This is a genomic window from Cystobacter fuscus DSM 2262, assembly GCF_000335475.2.
Lineage (GTDB): Bacteria > Myxococcota > Myxococcia > Myxococcales > Myxococcaceae > Cystobacter > Cystobacter fuscus.
Window position 1 is genome coordinate 308,400 of sequence record NZ_ANAH02000015.1, and the last position, 12,782, is coordinate 321,181.

Annotated in this window: 15 protein-coding genes; 8 read left to right on the forward strand and 7 right to left on the reverse strand. The window is 66.8% G+C overall.

The genetic code is table 11. The features are described 5' to 3' along the window. Positions 1-42: 42 nt before the first annotated feature. Together D187_RS50400 and D187_RS50405 are read left to right on the forward strand one after the other, a co-directional pair. A complete protein-coding gene (locus tag D187_RS50400) occupies positions 43-1,125 on the forward strand; it encodes an AAA family ATPase (RefSeq protein WP_162159688.1) in 1,083 nt (360 codons plus the stop codon). Further along, positions 1,122-1,706, forward strand: coding sequence for a hypothetical protein (locus tag D187_RS50405; protein WP_155893592.1), 585 nt, complete (start codon positions 1,122-1,124; stop codon positions 1,704-1,706). Before D187_RS50400 ends, D187_RS50405 begins: the two co-directional genes overlap by 4 nt. 81 nt (positions 1,707-1,787) lie before the next feature. Here the strand turns inward: D187_RS50405 and D187_RS26760 are convergent, their stop codons facing one another. Next, positions 1,788-2,291 carry a cupin domain-containing protein gene (locus tag D187_RS26760; protein ID WP_002629473.1) on the reverse strand — a complete coding sequence of 168 codons (504 nt, stop codon included), beginning with the start codon at positions 2,289-2,291 and terminating at the stop codon, positions 1,788-1,790. Positions 2,292-2,500: 209 nt separating this feature from the next. Continuing rightward, on the reverse strand, positions 2,501-3,775 hold the full coding sequence (locus D187_RS26765; protein WP_002629474.1) for a hypothetical protein: 1,275 nt from the start codon (positions 3,773-3,775) through the stop codon (positions 2,501-2,503). A 105-nt stretch (positions 3,776-3,880) separates the two neighbouring features. On the opposite strand from D187_RS26765, the gene D187_RS26770 reads away from it, so the two are divergent. Next, entirely contained in the window at positions 3,881-4,741 is an 861-nt protein-coding gene (locus D187_RS26770; RefSeq protein ID WP_002629475.1) for a hypothetical protein, read from the forward strand. 15 nt (positions 4,742-4,756) lie between these two features. Further along, a complete protein-coding gene (locus D187_RS58880) occupies positions 4,757-5,656 on the forward strand; it encodes a type VI immunity family protein (RefSeq protein WP_081713875.1) in 900 nt (299 codons plus the stop codon). 27 nt (positions 5,657-5,683) lie between these two features. Here D187_RS58880 and D187_RS26780 read toward each other — a convergent pair whose 3' ends face one another. The 3 genes from D187_RS26780 to D187_RS26790 all read right to left on the reverse strand — a co-directional run bounded on the left by D187_RS26780 (position 5,684) and on the right by D187_RS26790 (position 8,602). Further along, entirely contained in the window at positions 5,684-6,151 is a 468-nt protein-coding gene (locus D187_RS26780) for a MarR family winged helix-turn-helix transcriptional regulator (RefSeq protein WP_002629477.1), read from the reverse strand. A gap of 67 nt (positions 6,152-6,218) precedes the next feature. Continuing rightward, entirely contained in the window at positions 6,219-7,085 is an 867-nt protein-coding gene (locus tag D187_RS26785) for an SDR family oxidoreductase (RefSeq protein WP_002629478.1), read from the reverse strand. Between the two features lie 170 nt (positions 7,086-7,255). Then, positions 7,256-8,602: a sigma 54-interacting transcriptional regulator gene (locus D187_RS26790; protein ID WP_002629479.1), complete on the reverse strand. Its 1,347-nt coding sequence runs from the start codon at positions 8,600-8,602 to the stop codon at positions 7,256-7,258. 154 nt (positions 8,603-8,756) lie between these two features. Between D187_RS26790 and D187_RS26795 the strand changes: the two genes are divergently transcribed. Further along, positions 8,757-9,092, forward strand: coding sequence for a TerB family tellurite resistance protein (locus D187_RS26795; protein ID WP_002629480.1), 336 nt, complete (start codon positions 8,757-8,759; stop codon positions 9,090-9,092). Between the two features lie 12 nt (positions 9,093-9,104). Here the strand turns inward: D187_RS26795 and D187_RS26800 are convergent, their stop codons facing one another. After that, positions 9,105-10,268, reverse strand: coding sequence for an alpha/beta hydrolase family protein (locus D187_RS26800; RefSeq protein WP_002629481.1), 1,164 nt, complete (start codon positions 10,266-10,268; stop codon positions 9,105-9,107). 70 nt (positions 10,269-10,338) lie between these two features. Next, on the reverse strand, positions 10,339-11,001 hold the full coding sequence (locus tag D187_RS26805) for a proline and serine-rich protein 1 family protein (RefSeq protein ID WP_002629482.1): 663 nt from the start codon (positions 10,999-11,001) through the stop codon (positions 10,339-10,341). A gap of 339 nt (positions 11,002-11,340) precedes the next feature. Between D187_RS26805 and D187_RS26810 the strand changes: the two genes are divergently transcribed. The 3 genes from D187_RS26810 (at position 11,341) to D187_RS26820 (ending at position 12,741) form a co-directional block, all read left to right on the forward strand. Then, on the forward strand, positions 11,341-11,544 hold the full coding sequence (locus D187_RS26810; protein WP_002629483.1) for a cold-shock protein: 204 nt from the start codon (positions 11,341-11,343) through the stop codon (positions 11,542-11,544). Positions 11,545-11,633: 89 nt separating this feature from the next. Next, positions 11,634-11,816 (forward strand): hypothetical protein, encoded by a 183-nt coding sequence (locus tag D187_RS26815; RefSeq protein WP_002629484.1) that lies wholly within the window; start codon positions 11,634-11,636, stop codon positions 11,814-11,816. A 469-nt stretch (positions 11,817-12,285) separates the two neighbouring features. After that, on the forward strand, positions 12,286-12,741 hold the full coding sequence (locus tag D187_RS26820) for a response regulator (RefSeq protein WP_081713879.1): 456 nt from the start codon (positions 12,286-12,288) through the stop codon (positions 12,739-12,741). The last annotated feature ends 41 nt before the right edge of the window (positions 12,742-12,782 follow it).

A 12,782-nucleotide genomic window follows, 5' to 3' on the forward strand; every position in this document is an offset into this window, starting at 1 on the left:
GTCCTGATAAGCTCCAAGCTACAAATGCTCACACGCCTTCTCATGGAGAACTACCGCTGCTTCGAGCAGGCCGTCATCGAGCCGGGCTCGCTTGCCCTGCTCGTTGGCCCGAACGGAGCAGGGAAGAGCACTGTATTCGATGCACTCTGGAACATCCGCCAACTCGTCATCACCGGGGGAAGCGCCTCGGAACTTTTTCCCGACGCAACACGAATGCGCTGGGGGCGCCAGAGCAGGCAACGATTCGAGCTCGGTTTCCGTGGACCTGATGGGGACTACACGTATCGCCTCGTCATCCGCCATGGGAAGGGCGCGCAAAGTGGTCAGCTCGAACGCGAGGAGATTCTGTACGAGCAGCAGCCGCTCTACTCCTTCTCTCGGGAAGAGGTCTTGATCCATGCACATGACAAATCCCCGGCACACCGTTTTCCGGCGGGAAACAAGCTCTCGCCGCTTTCGAACCTGCCACTTCAAGTTCGTTCGAAGCGCCTGGACTGGTTGACGGACCGGATTTCCCGTATCTGGGTCTTCCGTCCCGTGCCTCCAAAGTTGGAACCGTTCACCGACCGCCGGAGCGACTTCCTCGAACCCGACCTCTCCAACTTCGCCTCGTGGCTCCTGGCGATGCAGAAGGTTCGTCGGAGCCTCAGTCGCACCTTGAAGCAGAGCCTACGAGTTGTACTCGACGGCTTTCTCAACTATCAGTTCGTGCCACTGGGACGAGAAACCAACGCCCTGATGTTCATGTTCTCCTCGCCACGCCGGCGCTCCGACTTCATCGCTTTCTTTTTCAATGAACTCTCTGAAGGTCAGCGTGCTCTCGTGGTTCTCTACACCTTGCTCCATGCCGTTCCGCGCGATGCCACGCTTTGTATCGATGAACCCGAGGAGTTCCTCTCGCCGCGCGAGATCCATCCTTGGCTCAACCATCTCATGGAGATGACAGAGGAGGGAGGGCAGGCGCTCCTCATTTCGCACAATCCAGGATTGATTGACCTGCTCGCTCCCTCGAATGGAATCCTCCTCGCCCGGCAGGAGGGTGGGCCCGTTCAAGTGCAAGGCGTGCCGGGTGATGGCGCTGGGCTTCCCGTTTCCGAGCTCCTCGCGCGAGGTTGGCTCGAATGAGCAGCCGGCGGGTACAGGTGGTGGTGCTTTGCGAGGGGTTGAAGGACTATAATTTTGCCCGCAGGTGCTTGGTGAGATGTGGATGGAGGCCAGACCAGATCGCCCCCAAGGTTTCGCCCGCGGGTGGTGGATCGGGATTCACCTTCGTTCTCGAGCGTTACGCGGTGGAGGTCAGGGAGAATCGTAAGGGGCATATGGCGCGCGCCCTGCTCGTGCTCGTTGACGCGGATACGGAGCCGGAGGGAGGAAGGGAGAAGGCGCTCGACAAGCGCCTTCGCGACGCGGACCAGGAGCCACGAAAGAAAGGAGAGAGGATTGCGCTCTGGGTTCCGAAGCGCCAGCTCGAAACCTGGATTCATTTCCTGACGCATGGGAAGGCGGACGAAGAGACGGACTACAAGCGCGAGCATGGGCGCAGGAGTCCGGAGTACAAGCCCGCGGCTGAACGGTTCGCTCACCTTCTTGAGAAAAGGCGGCCGCTGCCCTCCAATGTGATGCCCTCTCTAAAGAAGGCCGCGGTTGAATTCGAGCGGATCCGGACTCCTCGAAGTAAGCGGTCCACTCCCACGCGCAAGCCGTGAGGGGGACCGGGTTCGCCTCGGCTCCACCCGTGCCCTCCCCACACGCGGCCTGTCCTCGTCCCCCTGTTCCTTGCAAGCGAGTCACCGGGTGATGTTGAAGAAGCTCTTGATGACGTGCTTGCCCTTGACATCCCAGACGACGGTCTGCCCCTGGCGGATGAAGTAGCTGTCACCCTTCTTCAAGGTGCGGGTCTGCTTCGTCTCATCGGTGAGGGTGACTTCCCCCTCGAGGATGGTGGCGTGTTCGGTGAAGGGGAAGTGGATCCTCACCTTCCCGGTGGTCGACTTGAAGATGCCAGCCATCATGCCCTGCTCGCTGAAGTCGACCCGGGCGGAGAGGACGGGATTGCCTTCGAGGACCTCACCACCGATGTCCTCCGGGGGCCCCAGCGGGCGCAGGAGCGATTCGTCCACGCGCCGCCGCGGCGAGTAGACGATCATCGACTGGCCCCTGAGGGCCTCGGGCAAGGCCGTGGGCCGTTCGAGGAAGCCCGGCTCCGCCTGGCGTCCACCAAAGGCCTCCAGAATCCCATCGAGCGTGAACAGCGCCCCCCCCAACGAAAAATGACGATCGAGATGAAACATGGTTCCCCCAGTGCCCGGATTCGTTCGCGTCCAACATCAGGGACCAACCCCTGACACGCACCAAGGTGCCACACGCTGCCATTCCCGGCTGTGTTTCGTTTCACGCCGGAGGTGTGAACACCATCACATGCGGCCGGGCAATCGTTGGTCGACATCCCGAGGTATTGGAATTCTGGAGCTGGAGCGGATCCGCGCGCCCCGAAACCAGCTCAAGGCAGGGGGCTTTTGTCCGCGAAGGCTCGCATCCAGGTCAGCTCGTCCCGGGCCCTGGGTTCGCAGGACTCCTCCTGCAAGGAGGCCAGGGGCCAGCGGTAGTAGGCCGCCTGCATCAAGGACGCCTGCCATCGCCCGACGTCCACCCACACCGTGATGCAGTCGTCACGCGACGGTGAGTGCTCCATCCATTCACTGCCGAGCATCTGCAACCGGAGCCCCTGTTCCACTTCCAGGCACGAGCGCTGCTCGCGCAAGCGCGCTCCGGCGAGCCAGAGCAGACGTCCCAACCACCGCCGGTCCTCGTCGTTCAGGTGCGCCTTGCTGGCCCGGGCCCGGTGGTAGAGCCACACGCCCAGGGAGACCCCCTGCGCCAGGGTGGCCGCCGACCACGCATGATGACCCGGTGGGGGCAACGCCTCGTAATACCCACGCATCTCCACGAAGAATTGCTCGCTGGAGGGCTGCTTCCACTCAGCCAAGGTGACCAGATTCTCGAGTGTTTCCAGATCCCGTCGGGTGAAGGGCTGAGAGAACGAACTGCCGGTCAGGAAAGGAATCAAGGCCAGTTGGAGGGTGCGAGGTGAGGAGCCGGCGAGCTGTCCGATCCGCTCGTCCACGGCGGGCAACAAGCCCGGACGCGGCGGATCTTGTTCCTCGTAGGCGAGGAGGTGCTCACGCAATGCCATGAGAATGGGAAGGGAGTCAGAAGAGAGGACCAGCCCGCGCACCTCTTCCAGGTGTACCCGAGCCAGATCGGGATTCAACACCACCAGGGGCAAGCGCCGAGATTCGTGGGTTGCATCCCAGGGCGACCAGGTGTCGGCCATCAGGTGATTCCACTGCAAGGGATTGGGGAGCAGGGTGCTCTGACGGAAGTCTGGCCTTCCGAGCGACTGCCAGGCATCGAAGAAGGCATGGCGCCATCGAGACACCCCCGGCTGGCGCTCGGCGAGGTGGCGCAACAGGAGTGCCTCCGGTGACTGCCTGATCACGGCGCCTTCGAGGTAATCGAGAGCAAGGTCCCACCTGCCCACCTGCATGAACCAGCACGCCGCCAACAGTTGGGCGGGCGCATGGGTCCTGGCGGCTTTCAGCACCTGGCCGAGCAAGGGGAGCCCGCCCAGAGAGCCGTCAAAGGCATGCTCGGCGGCTTTCTGGGTGAGTCGCGCGGCCGAATCTCGCGTCTTCTTGCGTTCGTCGAACCACTCGAAGGCCGACCACCCTACCCCCGCCGAGAGGGGCAGCAGACTCAGGGACCAGAACAACACCCGACGGCGTGTCCAGTAATGAGACTGTCCGCCTTCCCGCCCCGCCTCTCCGCCTTCACCCGATGTTCCCATGAGCCCTCGGAGCCTCATGTTACCATCAGGTGCGTGGCCCTCCACTCCTCGAAGAAGGTGTCCTGGACGCTCGCCCTCCTGGCCCTGCTCCAGGTCGACTGCCTGGCGGAGTCCGACCCCGGAACAGAGAGCAACTGCGGCCCGCGAGACCTCACCCCAGAGTGCTGTATCAAACGGTTTCCAGGCCAATGGGAGCGCTGCACGGGTGCACCCGAGGCGGAGCAGGTGGTGCGCTCGCCATCCCCGGCGATGAAGCTCGCTGCCGTCAGCACAGCGACCATCGTCGCGGTGACGATGCAGCCCCGGATCAATGCCGCCGAACATCGGGGAGTGGAGCTGGCGGCGGACCTGCTCGCGAAGGTCGAGAGGGCGATCGAACGGTGCACGCGCAAGGCGGACCAGCAGGTCAACGACCACCACTTCCAAGGCCGAAGCCCGAGCGCGGAGATCTGCCAGCAACTCAAGGCGGGCGACCAGGTGACGTGGGCCGTCTATCTGGGGCTATTCAAGCACGAGCAGGCCTGGCCCTGCCTGCACAAGGAATTGGACCAGCTACTCCCGGGACGCTACTGGCTCCAACCTCGGTTCCGGCTCGATGACCGGACCGGCCAATGGGAGTTCCTGGACAAGAAGAGGGTGGAGGAAATCGTGGCGAAGCAGGGCTGGAAGGGCCTGACGGGAACCATAGAGCCCGACCTCATCCTCTTGGATGGCCAGGGTGTCATCGTCAGCGTGTACGATCTCAAGTTCCCTTGCCCAGACAGCAATATTGCCCGATGGGAGAGATATAGCAGAGGACCCTGGCGGGATTGGTTTCAAGGAGAGCTGTACAAGGCGGCACTCCAGGTCACTCCTCGCCTCGTCTCACCTCGGCAGGGAGTCATCCGGAAATAGGAAGAGCTACTCATCATGGGATACCCTCGGATAAGACACTTCAACGAACATGGTGGATTGCGCGCAAGCGATGCGGTGATTCTGAGCTTTTACCTACGGCATCCCAATGAGCGGTTCGCACCGGCCATCGTACGCGCCCTGGAACTCTTGCGAGAGAGAATACGCCCCTATTCCTTTGAACGATACGTCGGCGAAGGACAAGCCGAACCGCTCGATGAACCCTCCTGGAAGAGACTCCTCCAGCAAACGCTCGCACCAGGACCCGAGGAGGCCGTTTTTCTTGTCCTGGAGGGCAAGTCAGACGATGTGGATGAACTCCACGTGGACTACCGGGGCTTGGACGTCGTCCCGCTTCCCTGGCCAAATCGGAAACATGACGTGAGCGTCTTGTACATCCGCTTGCCCACGGAATATCTGGAAGAACGAGGCCCGGACCACGTGCGTGCCCTGGCCCTCGATCTAGCGGCGGAGTTGCCCTTCAACTCCGGATATGTGGACTTCGCGCTCTGCACGGACCCGTGGAACTTCAACGAGGTACTCCCCCTCATCCACCCACGCTTCCCGGGGATCCATCTCGCATCGAACAGCGCGGTGCTGAGCATGGACACCTGGGTGGAGGGAGTTCACTGGATGAACTTCCTCGGGCAACCCGTGCTGGGCCAGCTCGGCGGTGTGGCCGCCCTGAGGGAGGCCCTGTCCCTTCCAGGCATCACCTTGCAAGAGATGAGCGGAGACCGGGTACTCATCACCCTGGGCGAGCAGCCCGAACCGGGAGACATACTGGCCGGCCAGACACTTCCCAGACACCGCGCCCTCGCCCGGCACCTCGAGCCCTACCTGCACCGCTGGCCCGCGTCGGACTTCCGGGTAGCGACCGAGCAACTGCGTCGCTGGGAGCGCCGCTTCCTGGAATGAGCCCCCGGCAAGAGCCAGGACTCGCTCTCAAGGAGGCGGCGTGTTGAAGCGCCGCAAGAGCTCGGCGAAGGTCGCGAGTTCTTCGGTGCTCCAGTGCGCGGTCCGCTGGAGGAACACCTGCCCCTTCTGCTCGAAGGCCTTCTTCATCCGCTTCTCCCCCAGGGGCGTCAGGGACAGGATCGTCGCACGGCGATCCTCCGGATCCGGTGCCGCGCGAAGAAGGCCCACCCCCTTGAGGTCGCGAATCAGCCGGCTCACGGCGCTCTTGTCCATGGCCACCCCCTCGGCGATCGCTCCCGCATGGGCCGGGCCAAACGCATGGAGCCACCGCACGACATGGAACGCCGCGGGCTGTAGATCGGGATGGACCTGAGCCGCCGAGGCGGCCGTCAAGGCCCTGGCGGCGGAGAGCAACGCACCGAGCTGCTCTCCCACGGAGGCGAGGAGTTGTTCGCGAACGTCATCGTCGCCACGGTCCTGCTTCAGGCCAGTCACCCCCCGACCATAACCCGTGCGCGAGGACACGTCGCGCGGGTCCGGGAGCAGAGCGGGCAGCCGGAGTTCAGTTCCTGGCGACCAGTTCGGCGGTGGCTCGCCACAGACGTCGTTGCAGCTCGGCGTCACGGCACAGGGACGCCGGAGGCAGGGAGCGGAAGCGACGCGTGGAGGAGAAGAACCCTCCCGTCACCTCCTTGAACTCCGGATCGGTCGCCAGTCGAACAATGATGCGGGCGCCCCGCTCGGGACTCAGGAGCCCCCACCGGGTGAGGAGACCCGCCAACCCGTTGAACAGCTTCGATTCCCGCCCGAGCCCGCTGGCGTTGAGGCCAGGGCAACAGCTATTGGCCGTGACCCCGGTACCGGCGAGTCGAAGAGCCAGCTCCTGGGTGAACAGGATGTCCATCAGCTTCGAGCGGGCATAGAGCTCGAACGACTCCGCCATGCTGAAGGCGCCGGTGGAGCGCAGGTCCCGCTCCGGCTCGAGCGTACGAACCTGCCGGTGGGCATCGGATGCGACGTTGACGATGCGGCACGGCGCCGAGGCGATCAGCTTGTCGCGCAGCAGGTCGGTCAGCAGCCACGGAGCGACATAGTTCACGGCGACCATCTCCGGCAGCCCGTCCCCGGTCACCCGCTGGGAGAAGGCGTGCAGGCCGGCATTGTTCACCAGCACGTCGATGCGGTCGTAGTGCTCATCGAGCTGTCTGGCCACGCGGCGCACGTCGTCGAGCACGGAGAGATCCGCGAGAAAGACATCCACCACGGCACCGGGAGCCTCGCGCTGGATGTCGGCCCGGGTCTGGGCCGCCTTGGTCTCACTGCGCGCGACGAGTCCCAGGTGCGCGCCACGCCGGGCCAGTTCGATGGCGGCGGCACGGCCAATGCCATGGGTGGCACCGGTGATGACGATCACGAGAGCGTCCGACATGCGTCCCTCTTCCTCGCGGAGATTCCAGCCACTGGAAATAGTGGACTTTCATCCACCATAACACCTCGCGGGCCGTTTGTTGATATTTATCAACTGTCTGGGGCGGACAAGGCCCGGGGCGCTCCCCCGCGCGTGAGGAGGCAAGAGGCCCTACGAGGCGGGAAGAGGCCCTACTTGATGCCGTGGCGCCGGAGCAGGCGGTAGAGGTACACCCGGTCCATGTCCGCGCCCGCGGCCGCCTGGGACACCTTGCCCTGGTGCAGCGCCAGGAGCGCGCGCAGGTAGCGCCGCTCGAAGTCGTCCAGCGCCAGGCGCCGCGCCTCGGCGTACGGCACCTTCGGGTCCACCTCGGCGCGGCTGCCCTGTGGGGCCACGTCCGTGAGTTCCAGCGTGTCCTCGAAGACGAGGCAGCGCTCGAGGTAGTTGCGCAGCTCGCGCACGTTGCCCGGCCACGCCGCCTGCTCCAGCCGCGAGATGAAGCCGGGCGAGCGCAGCGCCTGGGTCCGCTCCGGCTCCGCGCCCAGCCCCAGGAGGATCTGCTCCACCAACAACTGCAAGTCCTCGGGCCGCTGGCGCACGGGGGGCAGCGGCACGCGCAGCACCGCCAGGCGGAAGAACAGGTCCGAGCGGAAGCGCCCCGCGTTCACCTCCGCGCGCAGGTCCCGGTTGGTGGCGGCGATGATGCGCACGTCCACCGGCACGTAGGCGTTGGTGCCCACCCGGCGGATCTCCCGCGCCTCCAGCACCCGCAGGAGCTTGGGCTGGAGCTCGGCGGGCAGCTCGCCAATCTCGTCGAGGAAGACGGTGCCCCCATGCGCCTCCTCGAAGGCGCCGATGCGCCGCGTGGCCGCGCCCGTGAAGGCCCCCTTCTCGTGGCCGAACAGCTCGCTCTCCAGCAGGTCCGCCGGAATGGCACCACAGTCCACGGTGAGGAAGGGCTTGTCCCGGCGGGCGCTCTCCTGGTGGATGGCCTGCGCCGCCTGGCTCTTGCCCGTGCCCGTCTCCCCCTCCAGCAGCACCGTCACGTCCCGGGCCGCCGCGCGCTCGAGCAGCGCGAAGCACATGCGCATGGGCACCGACACGCCCACGAGCGAGCCGAAGCGCGTGCGCTCGGACACCGGCAACCGGTTGCTGTCCGTGCTGTAGTCGAAGCGCACCACGGCGCGCCCCAGCCGCAGCAGGCTGCCCCCGCGCAGGGAGCCCTCGAACACCTGCACCCCATCCAGGATGACGCCGTTGGTGCTGTCCAGGTCCTTCACCCGCGCCCCTCGGGGGCCCACGCGGATTTCACAGTGGAAGCGCGACACCGTGGGGTCATCCAGCGTGAAGTCGTTGCTCGGGTGCGAGCCGATGGAGCACGCATCCGACACCGAGTCCCACACGGTCCCCGGCCCGGGCCCCTCCACCACGGTGAGCAGGAAGCGGCGGACGGCGGGCACCTCGGGCGCGTTCGGCACGTGCGCGTAGGGCCGGGTCACGCTCAGGTCCTGGGCGTCCACGGCCCCAGGCACCTCCACGGTCCCCCCGTCCTCCTTGCGCGAAGCAGGCGTTGCTCGAGTCCGATCCGACGAAGTCATGGGGCGCCACGCTAGCACGCGCGCCCCTTCGCCCAGGGTGGATGGACGTGGGTGGAAGAAAAGGCGACGCTGGGCCCGCGGAGACCCCCCGGGAATGACGACCCCCATCGACGACCGCTTCTACATCGAGCTGCTCAAGCTGCTGCTGCACGTGGCCTGGAGTGATGACGAGATCGACCCGCGCGAGGCCCAGGCGCTCGTGGGCGCGGCGGCGCGCTGGAAGGTGCCCCTGCCCGAGCTGCAACGGCTGGAGCGCTGTCTGGAGCTGGGCGAGCCCCTGCCCGCGCCGAACCTCGGCCTCTTGCGCCAGCACCCCGACGAGGCGATCGCCACCGTGCGCACGCTCATCGCGAGCGACTCCTCGGTGCACGTGTCCGAGGCGGAGATGCTCGCGCAGGTGCGCGAGATGCTCGGCCTGCCCCCGGCCTGAGGCGGCCCCACCCTACGCGTCGAGCAGGGCCGCCCAGAAGTCCGCGAGCCGCCAGACGTCCGGGGCGCCCGCCACCCGATCCATCTCGGCGTGGGTGATGAGGGGCGTGAGCAACAGGCGCACCCGCGTCCGGGGCTCCAGCACCCGCGCGAGGCGCTCGGACTCGACGGCGGGGATGACGGTGTCATCCGTGCCATGCAGCAGGAAGACGGGCGTGGGGGGCGCGGGCGAGTGCTCGGGAGACAGGGCCCGGGCGCTGGCGAAGTCCTTCACGTGCGGCAACAGCAGGGGCCCGAGCGCGGCGACGTTGCGCTCGTTCACGTGCCGCAGCAGGGTGGCGGCGGGCTCGGGCAGCGCCGCTTGCTGGCGGCGGGCCTCGGCGAAGGTCTCCGCCGCCCGCCGCGCGTCGTGCATGGCCAGGTGCGAGGCGCGCAGGAAGGTGAGGATGCCCGCGCGCAGCGGCTCCACCTGCTCCGCGGGCACGAGCTGTCCGGCCACGTTGAGCAGGAGGATGACGACGCCATAGTCATGCGGCGCGCGGTGCACGCCATCCGCCTGGACCCCCGTGCACAGGAAGGCGAGCACGCGCGTGAGGTCGCCATGTCCCCCGAGCGAGAAGGTGAAGGCCACCTTGTCCGCGAGCGCCGGCCTCCCCGCGGCCACGAGCGACAGCCCTCCCGAGAAGCTGATGCCCATGAGGCCCACCCGTCCGTCGGGCGCGAGCTCCGGCCGCGCGGAGGCCCAGAGCGCGGCGTCCTCGATCATGTCCGGCTCGCGCGGGGTGAGCTGGTAGCGCAGCAGGTCCGGCAGCTCGAGCGTGAGGACGGTGAGCCCCCCGGTGGCGAGCTGCCCCGCGAGCGCGCCCAGACGGGGCTCGTCGATGCCCTCCGCGTGCACCCCGGGAATGAGCAGGACGGTGCGGCCCTCGGGCCGCGCGGGGCGGAAGACGCGGGCGCGCAGGGGCCCATGGCGCGAGGGCACCGGGGTGTCCTCCACGGTGAAGGACTGGGTGTCCCACCGCGCCAGCTGCCCGGCCAGGCCCTCGTCCCGACCGGAGGCGCGGGCCACGAGCGACAACCCCCGGAGCAGGGGATGAAGAGAGAGCGGGACCGAGAGCAGCATCGCTCCCAGCAGGGCCAGGAGCGTCACGCGGCGGAAGGGCAAGGGCAAGCGCATCGGGGGGCGCATTCAACCAGCGAACGCGCACCCACGAAACCCGCGGGCCCGGGGCTCGCCCGCTCCGGGCTCAGCCGGAGATGATGCGCTGCAGTTCCTGCTTGTCGCCGGAGAACGAGAACGAGCCGTTGAGCTGGTAGCCGTTCTGACGATCCAGCACGCGCGGCCACAACATGCGCACCACGGACAGCCGGTCCGCGGAGAAGGAGAACTGGTCGACCGCCCGCGCCACCTGGCTCACGAGGAAGTAGTCCCCGCGGCTGGCCGTCTCGAGGACACGCAGCTTCTCCGAGGAGAAGGACTCGCGCGACACGGCGTTGAGGATGTCGCGCAGCCGCTGCTCCGGGATGGCGGAGACCGCGGGCGAGGGCGGCGCGGGCGGACGCGACGGCGGGCCGTTGTAGCCGCCACGCGCCTCGGGCGCGCGGGCCACCACCTGGCGCAGGGCGGAGAGCTCCTGGTACGCCTCGTTCAGGCGGCCATCGCCGCGCCGGCCGCGCTCGGACTCCTTCAGCAGCGACTCCAGACGGGCCAGGCGCCGCTCCAGGTCCTCGCGCTCGACCACCACCTGAGTACTCCTGCCCCCGCCGCGCCAGGACTCGGCGTCACCGGAGCGCGCACTCGCGGACGCACCCGGAGGCGCCAGACCCGTGGCCTCACCCGAGGGCGGAGGGGTCTGGGCGGAGGCGGTGAACGCGGTGAGCAGGGCCAGGGCGGCGAACAGGGCTTTCATGGAATCATCTCTCGGAGGAAAGGCGGAAGCTGGAACTGGCCTGCTCCGACGTGGCCTCCCCCGGCCCCATTCAAACCTTCCGCTCCGGAGGACGCTCCAGGGGCCGCCTGTAGAGCAGGCGGACCAGGGCACCCCACATCCACCTTCCGCATGGAAGAGAAAACGGACCGAGCGCGTTTTCCAGCAGATCGTGATCCCCACCCGACTGTCGTGAAAATGCCGCTGGGAGATTTCCTGGCTCGACTTCACGGGGGGGCGGGTTATAGGTCCCGATCAACGCTCGCGAGAGCGAACAGTTTGGCGATTGGACGCCCTGCTGTACCGGAAAGCAACAAGTCAATGGCAACTGGCACCGTGAAGTGGTTCAACGATTCGAAGGGCTTCGGTTTCATCGCGCAGGATGGTGGCGAGGATGTGTTCTGCCACCACACCGCCATTCAGTCGGACGGCTTCCGCACCCTGGCCGAGGGCCAGCGGGTGGAGTTCGACGTGAAGCGCGGCCCCAAGGGCCTGCAGGCCGAGAACGTGCGCGTTACCGGCTGATCCGCCGCACACCACACCTTATTTTTCAGTCATGAGGCCCGGCCTCCCCAGAGGCCGGGCTTCTTTTTTCCTCTTTCCCCGGAGCAACCATGCAGGGAAGGTCCACGAAGAGACAGAAGGAAATGGCCCGTCAGCAGAAGCAGCGCGACAAGGAGGCCAAGAAGGCCGAGCGACAGCGCGACCGGGACACCAAGCCCGCTCGGCTGCCCGGTGAGGAGGATCCCGATATCGCGGGCATCGTCCCCGGTCCCCAGCCGCCGCTGGAGATGTGAAACCGAGTGAATTCGAGTGAAACCGCTTGATGGGCGCCGGTGGCGGCGACCGGGCCTGGAATCGATTGGAGATTCCGGTCCCACGCTGTCCCGGGAGCCCTCGGCCTCTCCCCCCCATACCGCCCCTACACCGCGGCGCGTCGCGCGCGGCCCGCTCCTCGAAGGTGAAGAGCCGAGGGCCCGCGACCCCCGCCGTCCCAGGGAGTCCTCGTCCGCCCGGCTGTCCTGTCCCGCCGTCCATCCTCGGGCAAGGGACTTGGCACTATGCCCCCAAACCCTTCCGCCTCCACCGGCGGGGCAAGCGGGCCCCGGGGTGGAAACGCTGGTCTTTCAACGACCTGCGTACCAAATCATACATGTCACCCAGTGAGCGGACGAAGAACCGGTCATGAAGTGGTGTGCCCGGACGGCCCTCCTGGTCGAGGCGAAACGTTCTCACCGCTGCGACGTGAAAGGGACCGGTGCGGCCATGAGCACCATTTTGCTAGTGGATGACGAGACCGAACTGCTCGATCTCTATACGGAGATCCTGGAGCTGATGGACCATCGGGTCCTACGCGCCCGGGATGGACGCGAGGCGCTGCACCTCGCCCAGCAACGGCATCCGGATCTGGTGGTGACCGACTGGCAGATGCCGCGCATGACGGGAGTGGAGTTGTGCCAGCACCTCATCCAGGACGAGGAGCTGCGCGACATTCCCATCATCATGCACAGCGCCGCGACGGACCCGCACGCCCCCGGGGTCACCGCCTTCCTCTCCAAATGCGCGGAGCTGAGCCAGTTCGAGGAAGTGGTCAACCAGGCCCTCATCGACTCCGGCGCCGAGGCCCAGGGCCCTCCCCATGGCCCCAGTCCGGGCGAGCTGTCCCGCGCCTCCCGAGAGACCCTCTGGCAGCGTGATGAGGTGTGCTCGCTCATGCAGTGAACCCGAGGAGCCGCGCGGATCCACGCCGGCTCCTGCCTCGC

Coding starts and splice junctions, on each gene's coding strand:
- D187_RS26785 (WP_002629478.1), bottom strand. CDS start 7,085: ATGTCGGACGCTCTCGTGATCGTCATCACCGGTGCCACCCATGGCATT.
- D187_RS50400 (WP_162159688.1), top strand. CDS start 43: ATGGAGAACTACCGCTGCTTCGAGCAGGCCGTCATCGAGCCGGGCTCG.
- D187_RS58880 (WP_081713875.1), top strand. CDS start 4,757: ATGGGATACCCTCGGATAAGACACTTCAACGAACATGGTGGATTGCGC.
- D187_RS26805 (WP_002629482.1), bottom strand. CDS start 11,001: ATGAAAGCCCTGTTCGCCGCCCTGGCCCTGCTCACCGCGTTCACCGCC.
- D187_RS26800 (WP_002629481.1), bottom strand. CDS start 10,268: ATGCGCTTGCCCTTGCCCTTCCGCCGCGTGACGCTCCTGGCCCTGCTG.
- D187_RS26820 (WP_081713879.1), top strand. CDS start 12,286: ATGAGCACCATTTTGCTAGTGGATGACGAGACCGAACTGCTCGATCTC.
- D187_RS26815 (WP_002629484.1), top strand. CDS start 11,634: ATGCAGGGAAGGTCCACGAAGAGACAGAAGGAAATGGCCCGTCAGCAG.
- D187_RS26760 (WP_002629473.1), bottom strand. CDS start 2,291: ATGTTTCATCTCGATCGTCATTTTTCGTTGGGGGGGGCGCTGTTCACG.
- D187_RS26810 (WP_002629483.1), top strand. CDS start 11,341: ATGGCAACTGGCACCGTGAAGTGGTTCAACGATTCGAAGGGCTTCGGT.
- D187_RS50405 (WP_155893592.1), top strand. CDS start 1,122: ATGAGCAGCCGGCGGGTACAGGTGGTGGTGCTTTGCGAGGGGTTGAAG.
- D187_RS26795 (WP_002629480.1), top strand. CDS start 8,757: ATGACGACCCCCATCGACGACCGCTTCTACATCGAGCTGCTCAAGCTG.